The 17,105-nt window shown below is 59.9% G+C and carries 17 protein-coding genes and 1 pseudogene; 15 read left to right on the top strand and 3 right to left on the bottom strand.

Features of this window, described 5'->3' with window-relative positions:
- The first annotated feature begins 75 nt into the window (after positions 1-75).
- The 5 genes from GR198_RS15620 (at position 76) to gyrB (ending at position 5,402) form a co-directional block, all read left to right on the top strand.
- Entirely contained in the window at positions 76-780 is a 705-nt protein-coding gene (locus GR198_RS15620; RefSeq protein WP_003544090.1) for a Tim44/TimA family putative adaptor protein, read from the top strand.
- Positions 773-1,891, top strand: a complete 1,119-nt coding sequence (mltA, locus tag GR198_RS15615; RefSeq protein ID WP_164069219.1) for a murein transglycosylase A — start codon at positions 773-775, stop codon at positions 1,889-1,891. Before GR198_RS15620 ends, mltA begins: the two co-directional genes overlap by 8 nt.
- Positions 1,891-2,457 carry a Smr/MutS family protein gene (locus GR198_RS15610; RefSeq protein ID WP_164069218.1) on the top strand — a complete coding sequence of 189 codons (567 nt, stop codon included), beginning with the start codon at positions 1,891-1,893 and terminating at the stop codon, positions 2,455-2,457. Before mltA ends, GR198_RS15610 begins: the two co-directional genes overlap by 1 nt.
- Complete coding sequence (locus GR198_RS15605; protein ID WP_003544097.1) at positions 2,454-2,831, top strand: helix-turn-helix domain-containing protein; 378 nt, start codon at positions 2,454-2,456, stop codon at positions 2,829-2,831. The genes GR198_RS15610 and GR198_RS15605 overlap by 4 nt, the downstream gene beginning before the upstream one ends.
- Positions 2,832-2,966: 135 nt before the next feature.
- On the top strand, positions 2,967-5,402 hold the full coding sequence (gene gyrB / locus GR198_RS15600; RefSeq protein WP_113546780.1) for a DNA topoisomerase (ATP-hydrolyzing) subunit B: 2,436 nt from the start codon (positions 2,967-2,969) through the stop codon (positions 5,400-5,402).
- A gap of 86 nt (positions 5,403-5,488) precedes the next feature.
- On the opposite strand, the gene GR198_RS15595 is transcribed toward gyrB, so the two are convergent.
- Both GR198_RS15595 and GR198_RS15590 read right to left on the bottom strand, forming a co-directional pair.
- Complete coding sequence (locus GR198_RS15595) at positions 5,489-6,088, bottom strand: nitroreductase family protein (RefSeq protein WP_164069217.1); 600 nt, start codon at positions 6,086-6,088, stop codon at positions 5,489-5,491.
- A 46-nt stretch (positions 6,089-6,134) separates the two neighbouring features.
- Complete coding sequence (locus GR198_RS15590) at positions 6,135-6,419, bottom strand: DUF2218 domain-containing protein (protein ID WP_164025930.1); 285 nt, start codon at positions 6,417-6,419, stop codon at positions 6,135-6,137.
- A gap of 171 nt (positions 6,420-6,590) precedes the next feature.
- On the opposite strand from GR198_RS15590, the pseudogene GR198_RS15585 reads away from it, so the two are divergent.
- The 10 genes and pseudogenes from GR198_RS15585 (at position 6,591) to GR198_RS15540 (ending at position 16,676) form a co-directional block, all read left to right on the top strand.
- A pseudogene (locus GR198_RS15585) lies at positions 6,591-7,549 on the top strand (glutathione S-transferase family protein).
- Positions 7,550-7,692: 143 nt separating this feature from the next.
- On the top strand, positions 7,693-8,535 hold the full coding sequence (locus GR198_RS15580) for a fumarylacetoacetate hydrolase family protein (protein WP_164025933.1): 843 nt from the start codon (positions 7,693-7,695) through the stop codon (positions 8,533-8,535).
- A gap of 205 nt (positions 8,536-8,740) precedes the next feature.
- The gene (locus GR198_RS15575) at positions 8,741-10,018 is read left to right on the top strand and encodes a polyhydroxyalkanoate depolymerase (RefSeq protein ID WP_017989872.1); all 1,278 of its coding nucleotides are present in this window, start codon (positions 8,741-8,743) and stop codon (positions 10,016-10,018) included.
- Positions 10,019-10,163: 145 nt separating this feature from the next.
- On the top strand, positions 10,164-10,598 hold the full coding sequence (locus tag GR198_RS15570; RefSeq protein ID WP_017962639.1) for a DUF2852 domain-containing protein: 435 nt from the start codon (positions 10,164-10,166) through the stop codon (positions 10,596-10,598).
- 107 nt (positions 10,599-10,705) lie between these two features.
- Positions 10,706-11,464, top strand: coding sequence for a M48 family metallopeptidase (locus GR198_RS15565; protein WP_164069216.1), 759 nt, complete (start codon positions 10,706-10,708; stop codon positions 11,462-11,464).
- 167 nt (positions 11,465-11,631) lie between these two features.
- A complete protein-coding gene (locus tag GR198_RS15560; protein ID WP_024322892.1) occupies positions 11,632-12,300 on the top strand; it encodes a phosphoribosylanthranilate isomerase in 669 nt (222 codons plus the stop codon).
- A 2-nt stretch (positions 12,301-12,302) separates the two neighbouring features.
- Entirely contained in the window at positions 12,303-13,523 is a 1,221-nt protein-coding gene (gene trpB, locus GR198_RS15555) for a tryptophan synthase subunit beta (RefSeq protein ID WP_164025935.1), read from the top strand.
- A gap of 3 nt (positions 13,524-13,526) precedes the next feature.
- Positions 13,527-14,351 carry a tryptophan synthase subunit alpha gene (gene trpA, locus GR198_RS15550; RefSeq protein ID WP_164069215.1) on the top strand — a complete coding sequence of 275 codons (825 nt, stop codon included), beginning with the start codon at positions 13,527-13,529 and terminating at the stop codon, positions 14,349-14,351.
- A gap of 39 nt (positions 14,352-14,390) precedes the next feature.
- Complete coding sequence (gene accD, locus GR198_RS15545; protein ID WP_164050392.1) at positions 14,391-15,296, top strand: acetyl-CoA carboxylase, carboxyltransferase subunit beta; 906 nt, start codon at positions 14,391-14,393, stop codon at positions 15,294-15,296.
- A gap of 27 nt (positions 15,297-15,323) precedes the next feature.
- Positions 15,324-16,676 carry a bifunctional folylpolyglutamate synthase/dihydrofolate synthase gene (locus tag GR198_RS15540; RefSeq protein ID WP_204337137.1) on the top strand — a complete coding sequence of 451 codons (1,353 nt, stop codon included), beginning with the start codon at positions 15,324-15,326 and terminating at the stop codon, positions 16,674-16,676.
- 71 nt (positions 16,677-16,747) lie between these two features.
- Here GR198_RS15540 and trxA read toward each other — a convergent pair whose 3' ends face one another.
- A complete protein-coding gene (trxA, locus tag GR198_RS15535) occupies positions 16,748-17,068 on the bottom strand; it encodes a thioredoxin (RefSeq protein ID WP_003544118.1) in 321 nt (106 codons plus the stop codon).
- Between the last annotated feature and the right edge of the window lie 37 nt (positions 17,069-17,105).

Here is a 17,105-nt window from a genome sequence, read left to right as displayed (position 1 = left end):
ATCATTTGAATCATCTGTATAGGCAGACTATATGGGAGTACAAATCAGAGATGTTAACGGCGGCTGCGATACGATATGAGTTCGAACGACTTCATCACATTATTTTTCCTGGTAGCGGCTGTGCTGATTTTCTTTCAGCTCCGCTCCGTGCTCGGGCGCCGTACAGGAAATGAGAAGCCGCCGCGCGATCTCTATACGCCGCGGGATGCGGCTCCGGCCGAAGCCGCTGATGCCGGCAAGGTCGTAACGCTGCCGCGGCGCGATGCAACGACGGAGGATGAGGATCGCTTCGCCGCCATCGATGCTTTCGCGGCGCCCGGAACACCGCTCAACGAATCACTGCGTGCGCTGAACAAGGCCGATCCCGCCTTCAGCCCGAAGGAGTTTCTGAACGGCGCCCGCATGGCTTACGAGATGATCGTCATGGCCTATGCGGATGGCGACCGGAAAACGCTGAAGAACTTGCTGTCTCGCGAAGTCTATGACGGCTTCGATGCGGCGATCGGCGAGCGCGAAGCCCGGGGCGAGAAGGTGAAATCCACTTTCGTCGGCATCGACAAGGCTGAGATCACCCATGCGGAGACCAAGGGCAGCGAAGCACAGATCACCGTGCGCATTGCCAGCCAGCTGATATCGGCCACCTACGACAAAGCCGACGTTCTGATCGAGGGCGACGCCGAAAACGTCGCCGAGGTCAACGACGTCTGGACCTTCGCCCGCGACACCCGCTCGCGCGATCCGAACTGGAAACTCGTGGCGACCGAATCGGAACATGAGTGACCACGCATCGGACTTCGTCCTGCAGGCCATAAGCTTCGACACTCTGGAAGGCTGGAAGGATGATGATCCCTCCGGCCTTTTTGAAGTCATGCGAAGCTGCCGGCGGCAGATCACCGATGTCAAACCGTACCGCACCGGATCGCTGGGCCTGAGCTCGGAAGACCTGCTTCCGCTTCTCGCCGCCGCCGAAGATTTCACCCCGTCATCTCCGGCATCGGCGCGCGCTTTTTTCGAGATGCACTGTCGGCCCTTTCTGATTCGCCGCAACGACGGCAATTCCGGCTTAGTCACCGCCTTCTACGAACCTGATATCGACGTGTCTGAGCGTCCGGACGAAATTTTCCGTTTTCCTTTCTACCGGCGTCCGGACGATCTGATGGATCTCGATGACGCCAATCGCCCCGCCGGGCTCGACAAGGCCTATGCTTTCGGCCGTCTGCATGAGGGCCACGTCACTGCCTACCCGGACCGCCGCGCCATCGATCAGGGGTTTCTCGAGGGCCGCGGCCTCGAAATCGCCTGGGCGAAGTCGAAGGTCGATGTCTTCTTCGTGCATGTGCAAGGTGCTGCCCGCCTGCGTTATCAGGATGGTCGTATCGGCCGCATCACCTATGCCGCGAAGGCCGGCCACGCTTTCTCGGCGATCGGCAAGCTGCTGATCGAGCGCGGCGAGATCGATCGGGCGGAGATTTCGATGCAGGCGATCCGGGCCTGGCTGGCGCGCAATCCCGAGCGCGTCGATGAAGTGTTGTGGCATAACCGCTCTTATATTTTCTTCCGTGATGCACCGGTTGCCGATCCGCAGGCAGGTCCGATCGCCGCCGCCAAGGTGCCGCTTCTCGCCGGGCGCGCGCTTGCGGTCGACCGGATGATCCATACCTTCGGCTTTCCCTTTTTCATTCGCGCCGAAAGCCTCACCCATCTCGACCAGGGCCGGCCGTTCCGCAGGCTGATGCTGGCGCTCGATACCGGTTCGGCGATCGTCGGGCCGGCGCGCGGGGATATCTTCACCGGCTCGGGGGATATGGCCGGGGAAAGTGCCGGCACCGTCCGCAACGACGCGGATTTCGCCATCCTCATTCCCAATGCCGCCGCCGGAAGATTCGACTGATGGCCAGGGATCGCAAGCTGAGTGCGGATGAGAGGATCCTCTGGGGCAAGGTTGCCCGCAGCACGCGGCCGATGCCCGGCAAGGCGGGAGCGTTGACCGAACTCGATGCCTTTCTGGCCGAGGCCGAGGCGGCGGCCGAAAGGGAACAGGAAAAGCAGACGCCCACCATTCTCATGCCGCTGCAGCCGACAGCACCGTCAACGGCAAAGCCATCGGCCGGGGTGCATCACCCGCTGGAAAAGCCGGTCAAGCGGAAGATCGCCAAGGGCCGGCTGGCGCTCGAAGCGCGGATCGACCTGCACGGGTTGGTGCAGAGCCAGGCCCATGCCATCCTTCTCGATTTCCTGATCCGCGCCCACGAGCGCGGCATGCGCCATGTGCTGGTCATTACCGGCAAGGGCAGCTCCATGGGCAGCGAGGGCGCGCTGAAGCGGGCTGTGCCTCTCTGGTTCTCGAAGCCGGAATTCCGCTACCTGATTTCCTCCTATGAGTCGGCTGCACAGCATCATGGCGGTGAGGGCGCGCTCTACATTCGCCTGTCGCGACGGCATGGGGAAAGGCCATGACACCCTTCGGAGAGGCGGTTCGCAGGTTGCGGGCGCGTAAGGGCGTCTCGCAGAAGGAGATGGCGGAAGCACTGAATGTCTCTCCTGCCTATCTCTCGGCGCTCGAACATGGAAAGCGTGGTTTGCCGACATTCGATCTGCTGCAGCGCATCGCCGGTTATTTCAACATCATCTGGGATGAGGCCGAGGAACTGTTCCTGCTCGCCCGCTCTTCCGACCCGCGCGTCGTGATCGATACCTCCGGCCTGCCCCCCGAATATACCGAATTTGCCAACCGGCTGGCCCGTCGGATTCGCAACCTTGACAGTGCGGAGATAGGCCGGCTATCGGCTCTTCTCGAAAATGGCGGTAAAGGCGACGGAAAAGCGTCATAATCCCCTGTTTTATGCCTTGTTTTAGGGGCTTGCCATTGGGAACTGGGTTCAAAAAACCTATATACGAGAGTGAAGAAAGCCGGTGATTCGCAAGGCGCGCCGCAGCTTTACGACAACAGGGAAAATATCGACAGAATGAGCGATACATCCGCGACGGAAAACGGCGTAAGCACCGAATATGGCGCAGATTCCATCAAGGTTCTGAAGGGCCTCGATGCCGTGCGCAAACGCCCCGGCATGTATATCGGCGATACCGACGACGGCTCCGGCCTGCATCACATGGTCTATGAAGTCGTCGACAACGCGATCGACGAAGCGCTTGCCGGCCATGCCGACATCGTCACCGTCACCCTCAATCCGGATGGCTCGGTGACCGTCACCGACAATGGTCGCGGCATTCCGACGGATATTCACACCGGCGAAGGCGTGTCGGCTGCCGAAGTCATCATGACGCAGCTCCATGCCGGCGGTAAGTTCGACCAGAATTCCTACAAGGTTTCCGGTGGCCTGCACGGCGTCGGCGTCTCAGTCGTCAACGCGCTGTCCGTCTGGCTGAAGCTGAAGATCCGCCGTCACGACAAGATCCATGAAATGAGCTTCACCCATGGCGTGGCCGATGCTCCGCTGAAGGTTACGGGCGACGCGCCGAATGAGACCGGCACGGAAGTGAGCTTCATGCCGAGCACCGGCACGTTCACGATGACGGAGTTCGACTACGGCACGCTGGAGCATCGCCTTCGCGAACTCGCCTTCCTGAATTCAGGCGTCCGCATCCTGCTGACCGACAAGCGCCATTCCGACATCAAGCAGGAAGAACTGCGTTATGACGGCGGCCTCGAGGCTTTCGTCGCCTATCTGGACCGCGCCAAGAAGTCGCTCGTCGACAAACCGGTTGCCATCCACGGCGAAAAGGACGGCATCACCGTCGAAGTCGCGATGTGGTGGAACGACAGCTATCATGAGAATGTGCTCTGCTTCACCAACAACATCCCTCAACGCGACGGCGGCACGCATATGGCCGGCTTCCGCGCGGCGCTGACGCGCCAGGTCGTTTCCTATGCCGACAGTTCCGGCATCACCAAAAGGGAAAAGGTAACGCTGCAGGGCGAAGATTGCCGCGAAGGGCTGACGGCGGTTCTGTCGGTCAAGGTGCCGGATCCGAAATTCTCCTCGCAGACCAAGGATAAGCTCGTTTCCTCGGAAGTCCGTCCTGTTGTCGAAAGTCTCGTCAACGAGGCGCTGAGCACCTGGTTCGAAGAACATCCAAGCGAAGCCAAAATCCTCGTCGGCAAGGTCGTCGAGGCAGCCGCCGCACGCGAAGCGGCCCGCAAGGCCCGCGAGTTGACCCGCCGCAAGGGCGCACTCGATATCGCTTCGCTGCCGGGCAAGCTTGCCGACTGCTCCGAGCGTGATCCGACAAAATCGGAAGTCTTCCTCGTCGAAGGCGATTCTGCCGGCGGTTCGGCCAAGCAGGGCCGCTCGCGCGAGAACCAGGCGATCCTGCCGCTGCGCGGCAAGATCCTGAACGTCGAACGTGCCCGTTTCGACAAGATGCTGTCGAGCCAGGAAATCGGCACATTGATCACCGCGCTCGGTACCGGCATCGGCAAGGACGAGTTCAACGTCGAAAAGCTGCGCTACCACAAGATCATCATCATGACCGACGCCGATGTCGACGGCGCCCATATCCGCACCCTGCTACTCACCTTCTTCTTCCGCCAGATGCCGCAACTGATCGAGCGCGGTCATCTCTATATCGCCCAGCCGCCGCTCTATAAGGTCTCGCGCGGCAAGTCGGTGCAGTATCTGAAGGATGAGAAGGCGCTGGAAGAATATCTCATCAGCCAGGGCCTGGAAGATGCTTCGCTGAGGCTCGGCAGCGGCGAAGTACGCGCCGGCCAGGATCTGCGCGAGGTCATCCTCGATGCGCTGCGCATGCGCGCGCTGCTCGACAATCTCCATTCGCGCTACAATCGTTCCGCCGTCGAACAAGCGGCGATCGCCGGCGCGCTCAATGCCGAGCTCGCCAGCGACCCGGCGAGAGCGCTGGCGCTGGCAAACGAAGTGGCTGGGCGCCTCGACATCATCGCCGAGGAAACCGAGCGCGGCTGGCGGGGCGATGTGACAACCGATGGCGGTCTGCGCCTCGAGCGCATGGTCCGCGGCGTCAGGGAACTCGTCGTGCTCGACATGGCGCTGATCGGCTCCTCGGATGCCCGTCATATCGACCAGCTGACGGCACGCCTCAAGGAAATCTATCAGACGCCGCCGTCGCTGCATCGCCGCGAAGGCGACGTCGAAATCTCTGGCCCGCGCGCCTTGCTGGATGCGATCTTCGCAAGCGGCCGCAAGGGCCTCACCATGCAGCGCTACAAGGGTCTTGGCGAAATGAATGCCGAGCAGCTCTGGGAAACGACGCTCGATCCGAACGTGCGCTCGCTGCTGCAGGTCAGGGTCAATGATGCCACCGATGCCGATGGCCTGTTTGCTCGCCTGATGGGCGATGAAGTCGAGCCGCGGCGCGAATTCATCCAGGAGAATGCGCTGAGCGTTGCAAACCTCGATATCTAATTGATATTTCAGGAATAAATAGCCCCGCTATCTTTAGGACGGCGGGGCTTTCGTTTGCCCGATATCTGCTTGACCCTTGGCTTCGCTCAATTCGCGACGAAGCGCCCATTGAAGGCGATCTCCGAGAGCGGCTTGCGCTGGCTAGGGATTTCGCGCGCCTGATTGCGTTCGGAAAGAACGCTCTTGTCGGCCAGGCGGCCGATGGCGACGCCTGCTTCGACCCGGTATCCCTCGGGAATGGCGAAAGCCTGCCTGATTTCTTCATGCTTGATGCCGCCCATGCCATGGGCGTAAAGGCCGGAGAGGCGCGCCTGGATCGCCAGATGCCCCCATGCTGCACCGGCATCGAAGGGATGGGTGTAGCTCGGCTTTTCCTCAGCTGAGCCGGCAGCCCCGGTAAAGGCGCGCGACACGACGAAGATCAGCGCCGATGCGTTCCTGGCCCATTCCTGGTTGGAATCGTTGAGCAAAGCGACGAATTTCTCCCAATGCTCCGAACCCTTGAGGCCATAGATGAAGCGCCAGGGCTGGTGGTTGGCCGAGGACGGCGCCCAACGGGCGGCGTCGAGCAGACCGAGCAGCTGCGTCTCCTCGATGATTTCGCCGGTGAAGGCGCGCGGCGACCAGCGGTCGAGAAACATCGGATCGATTGGATAGTCGGATTCGCGGTGATTGCTCTTCGTCATGCTTGTTCCACGGTTTGGGGCAGAAAATTTGGATCGGGGGCTGGGCTTAGTCCGACCAGACGATGTCGAGTTCTTCGCGAAAGGCGAAGCGCTTCAGATGATCGTCAATGACGTGCTGCATCCTTTCCTGTTGCGAGGGATCGGCGACGGAAAGTGTCATGGTCAGCGCCGCATCGTCGGCCGCAAACGTTACCTCGGCCGTATCGCTGAACGGCACCCGGCCCTTCAGAGGATCAAAATCGACGCTGAACTTGTGACTCCAGTGTTTGCAGAGCTGCTGGAGGTAGCGGCTTGCATGTTCGGTCCGCACAACGGCCTTCGAGAGATGCATTTCGAACTCCACGTCATTTTGTATAGCAGAGACATATTTCCTGCTTCACCGGCTTGGCAAGCGCAGCATCGTCGCAGTTTGGGTGTACAGACTGTCTTCATAAAAGCGGCCTCACGCCGGCGTCCAAGCAGGATAATGAACCATTTCGTCAATCGATCGGGGGAGGTGCGCATGCTGGTGAACGGAAAATGGACGGAAGACTGGCAGCCCGTTCAGGCAAAGGACGAAAAGGGCGGCTTCGTCCGCCAGACCTCGAGTTTCCGCAATTGGGTGACCCCGGATGGCAGCGCCGGGCCGACCGGCGAAGCCGGCTTTGCAGCCAGCGCCGGCCGTTACCATCTCTATGTCGCCTATATCTGCCCCTGGGCCTCGCGCACCCTGATCGGCCGCAAGCTCAAGGGCCTGGAAGACGTCGTCTCCGTCTCGGTCGTCGAGCCGCTGCTGGGCAAGCAGGGCTGGCGCTTCGGTGATTATCCCGGCGCGACGGAGGATCACGTCAACGGCGTAACCTATATGCATGAATCTATACCAGGGCAGCACCCGATTTCACCGGCCGGGCCACCGTGCCGGTTATCTGGGACAAGCAGAAAAAGACCATCGTCAACAATGAATCCGCCGATATTCTGCGTATGCTGAACAGCGGCTTCGGCGGTCTGGCAAAAAATCCGATCGATCTTTACCCGGCGGAGAGGCGTACCGAGATCGATGCTTTCAACGATCGCATCTATCCTGCCCTCAACAACGGTGTCTACCGCGCCGGTTTCGCCACCACGCAGATCGCCTACGAAGAAGCCTTTGCCGATGTCTTTGCCTGCCTCGACTGGGTCGAGCAGCAGTTCGAGGGCCGGTCTTTTCTCTTCGCCGATCATCCCACCGAGAGCGATATCCGGCTTTTCGTAACGCTCGTGCGCTTCGACGTCGCCTATCACGGCATCTTCAAATGCAATCTGCGCCGGCTTTCCGACTATGCCAATCTGCGCGCCGTCTGCCGCCGAATGCTGGATTGGCCGGGCATCGGTGAAACGGTGAATCTCGATCATATCAAGCGTGGCTACTATTCGATCGAAAGCCTCAATCCGACGAAGATCATTCCCTCCGGCCCGGATCTGGCGGAAATTTTTAGAGCATGATGCCGAAAGATACGGGCGGTTTTCGGCAGAAAATCATCCGAATCGCGGCAAAGCCGTACCGCTTCCCGACAAAGCCGTAATGACACCGATGAATAATTCGTTCATAGGTGGCTGCAAATCCGTTTTCGATGAGGAGGAATTCCATGAAGCTGATGCGTGTTGGCGAAGCAGGGAGTGAAAAACCAGCACTTCTCGATGCCGATGGCAAGATCCGCGATCTCTCCGGTCATGTCGCCGATATTGGCGGTGAAGCGATCGGACCGGCAGGCCTTGCAAAGATAGCGGCGATCGATCCGACGAGCCTTCCGGAAATCGCACCTGGCCGCATCGGTGCCTGCGTCGCGGGCACTGGCAAGTTCATCTGCATCGGCTTGAATTATTCGGATCATGCTGCCGAAACCGGTGCGACCGTGCCGCCCGAGCCGATCATCTTCATGAAAGCAACATCCGCAATCGTCGGACCGAACGACAATGTCATCATTCCCCGCGGTTCGGAAAAGACCGATTGGGAAGTCGAGCTCGGCGTCGTCATCGGCAAAACCGCCAAATATGTGACGGAAGCCGAAGCGCTGGATTATGTCGCCGGTTATTGCGTTTCCAATGACGTTTCCGAGCGCGCTTTCCAGACTGAGCGTTCCGGTCAGTGGACCAAGGGCAAATCCTGCGACACCTTTGGCCCGATCGGCCCCTGGCTCGTGACCAAGGATGAAATTCCCGAACCGCAGAACCTCGGCATGTGGCTGACGGTCAACGGCCAGAAGATGCAGAACGGCTCGTCGAAGACGATGGTTTACGGGGTTGCCTTCCTCGTCTCCTACCTCAGCCAGTTCATGTCGCTGCACCCCGGTGACGTGATCTCGACCGGCACGCCTCCGGGCGTCGGCATGGGCCTCAAGCCGCCGCGTTATCTCAAGGCCGGCGACGTGGTCGAACTCGGCATCGAAGGTCTCGGCACGCAGAAGCAGACCTTTGTAGCGGATCGTTAACGACCCTTCTTGCTGAGAAACTTAAGTTTTCAGGTCGATTATGATGCCGCAGGTCAATTCTACGGCATTTCTTGTGTGGGTCTGGTACGCCCATGTTGCTGTGCAACAAAAACCTGTTAGTCTGCGCGACGTGCCCGCGTTACGAAAAGAGTCGATGCCTCTCAATCGGTGTCATCTTTTCGATAGAGAAAGGTGGCGCCTTCCAATGTTTTATCAGCTTTATGAATTGAACCATGCCGCCATGGCGCCGTTTCGCGCCGCGGCCGATATCATGCGATTTGCCTATGCCAATCCGATGAACCCGTTCTCCCACACGCCGTTCGGCCGGACGATGGCGGCAAGTCTCGAAATGTTCGAACGCACGACGCGCCGCTACGGGAAACCGGAATTCGGACTGAAGCAGACGACGATCGGTGACAAGACGGTTTCCGTCCGCGAAGAGGTCGTCTGGTCGCGACCCTTCTGCAATCTTCTGCATTTCGCCCGCAGTGTTCCAGCCGTCCGCGGCAATGATCCACGCATTCTGATCGTCGCGCCGATGTCCGGCCACTATGCCACGCTGCTGCGCGGCACGGTCGAGGCGCTGCTGCCGAGTGCCGATATCTACATCACCGACTGGATCGACGCCCGCATGGTGCCGATGACGGAAGGCACGTTCGATTTCGACGATTACGTCGACTACGTCATCGAGATGCTGCATTTCCTTGGTCACGATACGCATGTCGTCGCCGTCTGTCAGCCTTCCGTTCCGGTGCTGGCAGCCGCTGCCGTGATGGAAGAAGCCAGGGATCCGCTATCGCCGGCGTCGATGACGCTGATGGGCGGCCCGATCGACACGCGCATCAACCCGACGGCGGTCAACAAGCTCGCTCAGGAGCGGTCGCTGCAGTGGTTCTCCGACAATGTCATCATGAACGTGCCTTGGCCGCAGCCGGGTTTCATGCGACCGGTCTATCCGGGATTCCTGCAGCTTTCGGGCTTCATGTCGATGAATCTTGATCGCCACCTCGTCGCGCATAAGGAGTTCTTCATGCATCTCGTGAAGAACGACGGCGAGCCGGAAAGACATCGCGATTTCTACGACGAATATCTCGCTGTCATGGATCTGACCGCCGAATTCTATCTGCAGACGGTGGAGGAGGTCTTCATCAAGCATTCGCTGCCGAAGGGCGAACTGATGCATCGCGGTAAACGCGTCGATCCATCAGCAATTCGCAACGTGGCGCTGCTGACCGTCGAAGGTGAGAATGACGATATCTCAGGGGTCGGCCAGACAAAGGCGGCGCAGACCATCTGCGTGAACATTCCCGAAGATATGCGCATGCACTATCTTCAGCCGGATGTCGGCCATTATGGTGTTTTCAATGGTTCGCGTTTCCGCCGCGAGATCGCGCCGCGCATCATCGATTTCGTCCGCCAGCATTCGCGTTCTGCCGTTAAGCCTCCGGTCCCGCGTGTCATCAAGGGCGGCCGGGCGGGCTGAATCATGGATAGCTGAATTAGCAAAACGGATTCAAGGCCTTGTCCGATTTCGCGGGCAATCGTCTTGAAGGCGGTTATTGCGGTAACCACATCGATTTCAGCGTTCGGTATTCTGCCGGGCGCGGAAAGCGAGGGATACCCGCACGATGAACCAGTCAGCATTGCTTCGACCGGATTGGACTCCGGCTACCATTGCCCTGATGATTCTCGGCTTCATGGTTTTCTGGCCTCTGGGTCTTGCCATGCTTGCCTACATCATCTTCGGCGACCGTCTGCGCGGCTTCAAGCGTGACGTCAACCAGGCGACCGATGGCTTCTTTGCCTCCTGCCGCCGCCCGCATGGCCGTCACCGCCCGCATTTTTCGACCGGCAACGTCGCCTTCGACGACTGGCGCAAGGCCGAACTCGACCGGATGGAGGAAGAGCGCCGCAAGCTTGACGAAATGCGCGAGGAATTCGACTCCTATCTGCGCGAGCTCCGCCGCGCCAAGGATCAGGAAGAGTTCGACCGCTTCATGCGTGACCGCAGGAACGCCAAGCGCGATGACAACGGTCCGGTCGCAGAATATCAGACGCCGTAAACGCCTGAACGATGAATTGATGACCGGCATCTCGCGATGCCGGTTTTTCCATGTCCGCCCTTCCGCCGATCATTTAGATTTGCCGGCGAATCGTATAGAAAACACGCATGTTCTCGCTTCTGAAAACAAGGTCGAAGGCGCTAAAGCCGGCTCCGCCCGAAATGCGGACGCTCGACGTCGCCGGCCGGCTCATGCCGCTGACGATCAAGCAGCATGACCGGGCGACACGCATCACGCTGCGCATCGAACCGGGTGGCCGCGCCTTGAAGATGACGGTGCCGAAAGGCCTTGCAGCGCGTGAGGTCAATGCCTTCCTCGATCGTCACCAGGGGTGGCTGCTCACCAAGCTTGCCAAGTTTTCGACCGATACCGGTCTGCGCGACGGCGGCGAAATCCTCCTTCGCGGCGTTTCCCATCGCATCCAGCATAGCGGCAGCTTGCGCGGGCTGACGGAGGCGGTGTCCATAGACGGCATCCCGGTGTTGCGCGTCAGCGGCATGCCGGAACATGTCGGACGGCGCATTGCGGCCTTTCTCAAGAAGGAGGCCCGCGCCGATCTCGCAAGACTGGCGACGATGCACGCCGCAACGATCCGGGCGCCGATCCGCTCGATTTCGATGAAGGATACCCGCAGCCGCTGGGGCTCGTGCTCGTCGGAGGGAAATCTGAGCTTTTCCTGGCGTATCGTCATGGCGCCGCCTTCGGTGATCGATTATCTCGCCGCCCATGAGGTCGCCCACCTCAAGGAAATGAACCACGGCCCGCACTTCTGGGCCCTCTGTCGTAAGCTTTGCCCCGGTATGGAGGAGGCGAAGTCCTGGCTCAAGCGGCATGGCAGCCAGTTGCATGCCATCGATTTCGACTAGCGCATAACCCCGAAAACCGGAATCGATTTTTCGGAAAGCATTATGTGCAGATTTAAAGTGATAGAGCGTCCTTTGGACGCGCGGCGCTCTAGCCGAGAGCCGCGCTAAATTCAGTGTCCGTCGCAAATTGGCTCGACTCTTTCCGCATTTCGTGTCACTTCGCTGCCATGAGACCGGATATCAAGATCTGTGGTTTGAAGACGCCTGAGGCTGTCGATCGCGCGCTGAAGCGCGGCGCGACGCATATCGGTTTTATCTTCTTCGAAAAGAGCCCGCGCTACATCGAGCCGGACCTGGCAGCAAAACTGGCCGAACCTGCGCGTGGCAAGGCGAAGATCGTCGCCGTCGTCGTCGATCCAACCAATGACGAACTCGACGAGATCGTATCGTTGTTGAAGCCGGATATGCTCCAGCTTCATGGTAACGAGAGCCCCGAACATGTGCTGACCATAAAGGCGCTCTATGGTCTGCCTGTGATGAAGGTCTTTTCGGTCCGCACGGCAGACGATCTGAAGCGCGTCGAGGCCTATATCGGCATCGCCGACCGTTTCCTCTTCGACGCCAAAGCGCCGAAGGGTTCGGAACTGCCTGGCGGCAACGGTATTTCCTTCGATTGGAGCCTTCTCAGCTGGCTTGACGGTAGCGTCGACTACATGCTTTCCGGCGGGTTGAACAAGGACAATGTCGCGGAGGCGCTTTTCATCACCAAGGCACCGGGTATCGACGTCTCGTCGGGAGTCGAAACTGCGCCTGGCGTGAAAAGCGTCGCGAAGATCGATGAATTTTTTGACGCGGTCGAAAAGGCGAATGCGCCGATGATGGCCTCAGGGAGTTGAGAGTGAACGAGACGCCTAAACCGAATTCCTTCCGTTCCGGCCCCGATGAAGATGGCCGTTTCGGCATTTATGGCGGTCGTTTCGTCGCCGAAACGCTGATGCCGCTGATCCTCGACCTGCAGGACGAGTGGAACAGGGCAAAGAACGATCCGGCATTCCAGGCCGAATTGAAGCATCTCGGCGCGCATTATATCGGCCGCCCGAGCCCGCTCTATTTCGCCGAGCGGCTGACGGCCGAACTCGGCGGCGCCAAGATCTATTTCAAGCGCGAAGAGCTGAACCATACCGGCTCGCACAAGATTAACAACTGCATCGGCCAGATCCTGCTCGCCAAGCGCATGGGCAAGACCCGCATCATCGCCGAAACCGGTGCCGGCCAGCACGGCGTCGCCTCCGCGACCGTTGCCGCCCGCTTTGGCCTTCCCTGCGTTGTCTATATGGGCGCCACCGACGTCGAGCGTCAGGCGCCGAATGTTTTCCGCATGAAGCTGCTCGGCGCGGAAGTCAAGCCGGTTACGGCGGGCAGCGGCACGCTGAAGGACGCCATGAACGAGGCGCTTCGCGACTGGGTCACCAATGTCGAGGATACCTACTACCTGATCGGAACGGCAGCCGGTCCGCATCCCTATCCGGAGATGGTCCGCGATTTCCAGTCGGTGATCGGCATCGAAGCGAAAGAGCAGATGCTGGCAGCCGAAGGCCGTCTTCCGGATCTCGTCATCGCTGCCGTCGGCGGCGGTTCGAACGCCATCGGCATTTTCCATCCTTTCCTGGATGATCCCTCTGTCAAGATCGTCGGCGTCGAAGCCGGCGGCAAGGGCCTGCAGGGCGACGAACATTGCGCCTCGATCACTGCCGGTTCGCCGGGCGTGCTGCACGGCAACCGCACCTACCTGCTGCAGGACGGCGACGGTCAGATCAAGGAAGGCCATTCGATTTCGGCCGGTCTCGATTATCCCGGCATCGGCCCCGAACATTCCTGGCTGAACGATACCGGCCGTGTCGACTATGTGCCGATCATGGATCACGAAGCGCTCGAAGCTTTCCAGACCCTGACCCGCCTCGAAGGCATCATCCCGGCGCTCGAGCCCTCGCACGCGATTGCCGAGGTGATCAAACGCGCGCCGACGATGGGCAAGGACGAGATCATCCTGATGAACCTCTCCGGCCGCGGCGACAAGGATATCTTCACCGTCGCTAAGATTCTGGGAATGGGACTGTAAGACATGACCGCACGCATGGACAAACGCTTTGCCGAGCTGAAGGCCGAGGGCCGTCCGGCGCTTGTGACCTATTTCATGGGCGGCGATCCCGATTACGACACCTCGCTCGGCATCATGAAGGCGCTGCCGGAGGCAGGCTCCGACATTATCGAGCTCGGCATGCCCTTTTCCGATCCGATGGCCGACGGCCCGGCGATCCAGCTGGCCGGCCAGCGCGCCCTGAAAGGCGGCCAGACGCTGAAGAAGACGCTGCAGCTGGCGGCCGATTTCCGCAAGACCAATGATGCGACGCCGATCGTGATGATGGGTTACTACAACCCGATCTATATTTACGGCGTCGAGAAATTCCTCGACGACGCGCTCGCCGCCGGCATCGACGGCCTGATCGTCGTCGACCTGCCGCCCGAGATGGATGACGAACTCTGCATTCCGGCCATCCGCAAAGGCATCAATTTCATCCGCCTGGCGACGCCGACGACGGATGAGAAGCGCCTGCCGAAGGTACTGAAGAACACTTCAGGCTTCGTCTACTACGTCTCCATGAATGGCATTACCGGTTCGGCGCTGGTTTCGGGCGCGGTCGAGCGTATCAAGCAGCATACCAAGCTGCCCGTCTGCGTCGGCTTCGGCGTCAAGACGGCGGAACACGCAAAGGTCATCGGCGGTTCGGCCGACGGCGTCGTCGTCGGCACCGCGATCGTCAATCAGGTTGCGACCAGCTTGACGCATGACGGAAAGGCAACGGCGGACACCGTTCAGGCGGTTGCCACGCTGGTGCGCGGCCTTTCCACGGGAACACGTTCGGCGCGCCTTGTTGCTGCCGAATAGTTTGCCCACACTGGAAAAAGTTTATCAGGAGTATTCGAGTTGAACTGGATCACCAACTACGTTCGCCCGCGGATCAATTCCATGCTGGGCCGTCGCGAAGTGCCGGAGAACCTCTGGATCAAGTGCCCGGAAACGGGCGAGATGGTCTTCCACAAGGACCTGGAAGGCAACAAATGGGTCATTCCGGCGTCCGGTTATCACATGAAGATGCCGGCCAAAGCGCGCCTTATCGATCTTTTCGACAATGGCGAGTTCGAATCGCTGCCGCAGCCGAAGGTCGCGCAGGATCCGCTGAAGTTCCGCGATTCGAAGAAATATAGCGATCGCCTGCGCGACAGCCGCCTGAAGACCGAACAAGAGGATACGATCCTCGCCGGTGTCGGAAAGGTGCAGGGACTGAAACTCGTGGCCGTTGTGCACGAATTCAACTTTATCGGCGGTTCGCTCGGCATGGCCGCCGGCGAGGCGATCGTCAAGGCTTTCGAGCGTGCGACGTCTGAAAAGTGCCCGTTGGTGATGTTCCCCGCTTCCGGCGGGGCACGCATGCAGGAAGGCATCCTGTCGCTGATGCAGCTGCCGCGCACGACCGTTGCCGTAGACATGCTGAAAGAATCCGGCCAGCCCTATATCGTCGTGCTGACCAATCCGACGACGGGTGGCGTCACGGCCTCCTATGCCATGCTTGGCGATATTCATCTGGCCGAGCCCGGCGCCGAAATCGGCTTTGCCGGCAAGCGCGTGATCGAACAGACGTTGCGTGAAAAACTGCCCGAAGGCTTCCAGACCTCCGAATACCTGCTGGAGCATGGTATGGTCGATATGGTCATCAAACGTCACGATATTCCGGAAACGCTGGCGCGCCTCTTGAAGATCCTGACGAAGAAGCCGGTTTCGGCAGCGAACGACATCAATGGCGGCGCGATTGCCCTGGCGGCGAGCGCCTGATAACCGACAAGCAGGCGGGGTGCCGAATTGATACCCAGAGGCCAAACCGCGGTGAGTGAGGCAGCGCAGGAGATCGACAAGCTCATGGGATTGCATCCCAAGGGTTTTGATCTGTCTCTCGATCGCATCACCCGTCTTCTCGATGTGCTCGGCAATCCGCACAGGAAACTGCCGCCGGTGATCCATGTCGCCGGCACCAATGGCAAGGGGTCGGTCACCGCCTTCTGCCGCGCCCTGCTCGAAGCCGGCGGCTACAGCGCCCATGTCCACACCTCGCCGCATCTCGTCAATTGGCACGAGCGTTATCGCATCGGCGTCAAGGGCGGACGCGGACAGCTTGTCGACGACGCCGTCTTTGCCGAGGCCGTGCGTCGCGTGGCCGATGCCAATGCAGGACAGCACATCACTGTCTTCGAAATCCTGACGGCGGTCACCTTCATCCTGTTTTCCGAACATCCGGCCGATGCCGCGATCATCGAAGTCGGTCTCGGCGGCCGGTTCGACGCCACCAATGTCATTTCCGATCCGGCCGTCTCGGTGATCATGCCGATTTCGCTGGATCACCAGCCCTATCTCGGCGACAGGGTCGAGCTGATCGCGGCCGAAAAGGCTGGCATCATGAAGCCGGGATTTCCCGTTGTCATCGGTCATCAGGAATATGACGCCGCACTCGACGTGCTGATGTCGACGGCCGAACGGCTGCATTGCCCGAGCACCGTCTTCGGGCAGGATTTCATGGCGCATGAGGAATATGGCCGGCTCGTCTACCAGGACGAGTTCGGCCTTGCCGACCTGCCGCTGCCGCGCCTTCCCGGCCGCCATCAATATGCCAATGCCGCCGCCGCCATTCGTGCCGTCAAGGCGGCGGGTTTCACCGTCACCGAGACGATGATGGAAAAGGCGATGAGTTCGGTCGAATGGCCGGGCCGGCTGCAGCGTCTGAGCGAGGGCCGGCTGCTGTCGCATGCGCCGGCCGGCGCCGAGATCTGGATCGATGGCGGGCATAATCCCGGTGCCGGTGAAGTGATCGCCGAAGCCATGGCCAATTTCGAGGAACGCCAGTCTCGGCCGCTTTTCCTGATTACCGGCATGATCAGTACCAAGGATCCGGTCGGCTATTTCAAGGCCTTTACCGGCCTGGTCGAGAAGGTTTTCTGCGTGCCGATCCGCGGCAGCGAAGCGATGATCGATCCCGTGATATTGTCAAATGCCGCTTATGATGCCGGTTTGGTTGCCGAACCGATGTTGACGGTCGGCGATGCGCTGGAAGCGATAAAAGCTGTTCTCGATCCGGAGGCATTGCCGCCGCGCATCCTGGTCGGCGGCTCTCTCTATCTCGTCGGTGACGTGCTTGCCGACAACGGCACGCCGCCGAAATGAAGGCTGCGAAATGAAAAAGCCCGGTCGAGCCGGGCTTTTTCGTCAATGTGAAATAACTTCGTCGATATCAATCAGGCAGCGCTCGAAATCCAGTTCGAAAGGGCCGTCTTCGGCTTTGCTCCGACCGAGATATCGGCAACTTCGCCGCCCTTGAAGATTGCAAGGGTCGGAATGGAGCGCACACCGAACTGTGCAGCGAGTTCCGGGTTCTCATCGATATTCAGCTTGGCGACCTTGACCTTGCCTTCCATCTCGACGGCGATTTCTTCGAGGCTCGGAGCAATCATCTTGCACGGGCCGCACCATTCGGCCCAGAAATCGACCACGACGGGTTCTGCGGATTCCAGAACTTCCGACTGGAAGTTATTGATATCGACTTTCACGGTAGCCATGGGCTGCTCCTTTAACGGAATTGGGTGTTGAACCACA

The sequence above is a fragment of the Rhizobium leguminosarum genome (assembly GCF_010668065.1).
GTDB lineage: Bacteria > Pseudomonadota > Alphaproteobacteria > Rhizobiales > Rhizobiaceae > Rhizobium > Rhizobium leguminosarum_S.
The sequence above is the reverse complement of the archived record's forward strand: the minus strand, read 5'-3'. Positions and strand labels throughout refer to the sequence as shown.

Coding starts and splice junctions, on each gene's coding strand:
- GR198_RS15610 (WP_164069218.1), top strand. CDS start 1,891: ATGGCCAGGGATCGCAAGCTGAGTGCGGATGAGAGGATCCTCTGGGGC.
- GR198_RS15570 (WP_017962639.1), top strand. CDS start 10,164: ATGAACCAGTCAGCATTGCTTCGACCGGATTGGACTCCGGCTACCATT.
- gyrB (WP_113546780.1), top strand. CDS start 2,967: ATGAGCGATACATCCGCGACGGAAAACGGCGTAAGCACCGAATATGGC.
- GR198_RS15560 (WP_024322892.1), top strand. CDS start 11,632: ATGAGACCGGATATCAAGATCTGTGGTTTGAAGACGCCTGAGGCTGTC.
- GR198_RS15565 (WP_164069216.1), top strand. CDS start 10,706: ATGTTCTCGCTTCTGAAAACAAGGTCGAAGGCGCTAAAGCCGGCTCCG.
- trpA (WP_164069215.1), top strand. CDS start 13,527: ATGACCGCACGCATGGACAAACGCTTTGCCGAGCTGAAGGCCGAGGGC.
- GR198_RS15580 (WP_164025933.1), top strand. CDS start 7,693: ATGAAGCTGATGCGTGTTGGCGAAGCAGGGAGTGAAAAACCAGCACTT.
- GR198_RS15575 (WP_017989872.1), top strand. CDS start 8,741: ATGTTTTATCAGCTTTATGAATTGAACCATGCCGCCATGGCGCCGTTT.
- GR198_RS15620 (WP_003544090.1), top strand. CDS start 76: ATGAGTTCGAACGACTTCATCACATTATTTTTCCTGGTAGCGGCTGTG.
- GR198_RS15595 (WP_164069217.1), bottom strand. CDS start 6,088: ATGACGAAGAGCAATCACCGCGAATCCGACTATCCAATCGATCCGATG.
- mltA (WP_164069219.1), top strand. CDS start 773: ATGAGTGACCACGCATCGGACTTCGTCCTGCAGGCCATAAGCTTCGAC.
- GR198_RS15590 (WP_164025930.1), bottom strand. CDS start 6,419: ATGCATCTCTCGAAGGCCGTTGTGCGGACCGAACATGCAAGCCGCTAC.
- GR198_RS15605 (WP_003544097.1), top strand. CDS start 2,454: ATGACACCCTTCGGAGAGGCGGTTCGCAGGTTGCGGGCGCGTAAGGGC.
- trxA (WP_003544118.1), bottom strand. CDS start 17,068: ATGGCTACCGTGAAAGTCGATATCAATAACTTCCAGTCGGAAGTTCTG.